At 68.1% G+C, this 2,683-nt stretch carries 2 protein-coding genes and 2 pseudogenes; 2 read left to right on the top strand and 2 right to left on the bottom strand.

The features are described 5' to 3' along the window. Positions 1-129: 129 nt before the first annotated feature. Together E0F75_RS39680 and E0F75_RS39675 are read right to left on the bottom strand one after the other, a co-directional pair. Positions 130-588: pseudogene (locus E0F75_RS39680) on the bottom strand (PIN domain-containing protein); the annotation flags it as partial. A gap of 102 nt (positions 589-690) precedes the next feature. After that, positions 691-1,149, bottom strand: coding sequence for a helix-turn-helix domain-containing protein (locus tag E0F75_RS39675; RefSeq protein ID WP_229315906.1), 459 nt, complete (start codon positions 1,147-1,149; stop codon positions 691-693). A 127-nt stretch (positions 1,150-1,276) separates the two neighbouring features. Between E0F75_RS39675 and E0F75_RS39670 the strand changes: the two are divergent. After that, positions 1,277-1,479, top strand: a pseudogene (locus E0F75_RS39670) (ATP-grasp ribosomal peptide maturase); the annotation flags it as partial. Continuing rightward, complete coding sequence (locus tag E0F75_RS39665) at positions 1,476-1,886, top strand: hypothetical protein (RefSeq protein ID WP_229315905.1); 411 nt, start codon at positions 1,476-1,478, stop codon at positions 1,884-1,886. The pseudogene E0F75_RS39670 and the gene E0F75_RS39665, both read left to right, overlap by 4 nt. Positions 1,887-2,683 lie beyond the last annotated feature (797 nt).

The following is a 2,683-nucleotide window of genomic DNA, read 5'->3' as shown; positions in this document are numbered from 1 at the left end:
CGACGCGACGCAGGAGCGCCCTTGACCCGGTGGCGGAGGACGCCACACTCGGAAAGAGGGCGGCCGCACCCGCACCCGCAAAGCCGGCTCACCCCCAGGACCTCGCCTCGGCCGAACCGGTGAATCGCGCTATCGCAGCGATCGAAGCGATGCCGCAGCGGACACCAGACCGCTGCGATCGAGTCTGTCGATGACGTCGTCAACGGTTCCGGCCGGGTTCCTCCAGCTGTCCGCAATGCGCTGGACCTGCCCGTAGACGACCTCGGGAGCCAGATCGATCAGGCCTTCAAGAAAGCGGTCGGGGTGGACGGCCTCTACGTCCCAGGGTTCAAGAGCATGACGTGGAAAGTCCCTCAGGTTGAAGGTGACGATGGTCTGCGCCTTGGCCCGTATCGCCGCAGCCACCACGTGCCTGTCGTCGGGATCGGGCAGCTCGATCGCGGCGATCAGGGGTTCGTAGCGAGTGACCAAGCAGTCACGCACGACAGTGAGCATGAGTTCCCGCGTTCGGGCCAACTTCTCAGGCGGGATGTCCGGGTGGTTCTTCTGAAGGTTCGTGAACGTCTCGTCCAGGATCCGGTGAGTCCACTTCGCCTGGACGAGCCTCTCCTACGCGACACGGATCAGGACGTCTCGCAGGACACTCGGGTACAGCACATTGGCGTCATAGATGACGACGAAGGCCATCGGTCAGATCAGCCCCGTCTCCTGGCCCAGTCGCGTCAGTTCGTCGGCTGCCGCACGACGCCGCTGGTCGTCACGCCGCTTGTACTCGATGACCGACGAGGCGGCCACCCGGCGATGCGTTCCGACAGTGCGGTATTCGATCTCGCCGGCGTTGAGCAGGCCGACGAGGAACGGCCTGGACACGTTGAGCATGTCCGCAGCCTGCTGAGTCGTCAGCTCGGCATCCGAAGGCACGATCGACACGCCACGACCGGCGCCCAGATGGGCCAGCGTCGCGGCCAGAAGCTCCACCACCTCGCGCGGAAGAACGAGCGGCTCTCGGTCACCGTCTTCGACGGTGACCATGACCTGAGCCCGGTCGCGATGCGTGTCCAGGTAGTCCCGGACTCGCTCCAGCGCACGATTGGCGGTCGCGGTCTCCCCCGGCGGGAGCTTGACGGGTCTGGTCTCTGTTCTGGTCATGGGTGCGCCCCTATGAATCTGTCGCCTATGAAACGCGTGAGCCATCCCTGCCAGTATCCGAAACAAACGAAATAACCGCAACAAACGAAACGACCGCGCGCACCCGCAACCGCTGCCCGGCCTCGCCCCACCCGGGATCGTCGACGCCCTTCGCCGGTACCTGGACCACTTCGGGCTGGTCTTCGACGCTTTCGACTTCGCCGTGGACCACGCGGGGCATGGTGGTTCCTCGAAGGCAACCCGTCCGGTCAGTGGGCGTGGAGGGAACCGGAGACCGGGCTGCCCATGGTCGCTGCCATGGGTGACCTCCTGGAACGGGAGACCGCGTGAGCGACGACAGAACCCTCCGCGAGGCCCTCGCCGACCGACTCGCCGCCGACGGTCACCTGCATTCGCCGCAGTGGCGACAGGCCGTACTCGGAACACCCCGCCACGAGTTCCTTCGCGGCGGCTACTTCCGGCGAGTGGACGGCGACGGTCCCACCGGTTGGGAGCCGGTGATGCCCGAGGACCCGGCGTGGCTCCCGGCCACGTACGCCGACGACTCCCTGGTGACCCAGATCGCCGGAGCCATCGCCCCCGGCGACGTCCAGGGCCTGGCCTTCCGGGCACCGACCAGCTCCAGCACCATGCCCAGCCTGGTCGTCCGGATGCTCGAAGAGCTCCAAGTGGGCGACGGAATGCGCGTCCTGGAGGGTGCGGCCCAGTTCGGGGCCGCGTACCGCCAGCGCCAGTAGCCGTCTGCGGTGGCCTTGACCGCGGCGCGGAGGTTGCCGGTCGAGTTGGCGGGGCTGTACGGGCAGGCCCTTGGGGTGGGCCGGGTGCGTGAGTGTCGGGTGGGACCGCCCTCTTTCCGAGAGTCGCTCCTTCCGGCGGCGCGTCAAGGGCGCTCCTTCGTCGCGTCGGCTTCGCCGATTCCGCTGCGCTCCACCCTTGACCCACCACCTCCAGAAGCGAAAGACCTCTCGGAGGGCGGTCCAGGGGGCGGGGTCACCGCGTACGGCCCGGGCAGCGGTCGGGGCGGGAGGGCGCGTGCGGGCCGGTGGGTGGGGGCTTGGTTCGTTGCCGGGGCAGGTGGGCGCAGTTCCGGTGGGTTCGGGGTGCGCGGTTGTTGAATGGGGCGGTCGGGCTCGACTCAGCGACGGAAGCTCGTTCGGAGTGGGGCTTCAGGCCCCGCTGGTCACTCCCGGTGGGTGGCAGGCGTGGACAACTGCGCACTACTCCGAGTAACAGGCCGAAGATTAAGCCCCATTGGGGGCGAATCACCCTTATCGGGCGATGAATCTGCAAGAAACTCACGCCGACAGCCCCCACCACCCACCAACACAGACCAGCGGGGCCTGAAGCCCAGCCAACCGGCTACCGCAACCCGCTCAGCCGAAGTCCGGCCGCCCCATTCAACGACCGCGCACCCCCAACCCACCGGGACTGCGCCCACCCACCCCGGCCACAAACCCAGCCCCCACCCACCCAGGCACACGGCCGACACACGCCCCACCGATGCCCGGCCTCGCACCCGTCCACCAGCCGGCGG

It is taken from the genome of Streptomyces sp. CB02980 (assembly GCF_014451325.2).
Classification (GTDB): domain Bacteria; phylum Actinomycetota; class Actinomycetes; order Streptomycetales; family Streptomycetaceae; genus Streptomyces.
The sequence above is the reverse complement of the archived record's forward strand: the minus strand, read 5'-3'. Positions and strand labels throughout refer to the sequence as shown.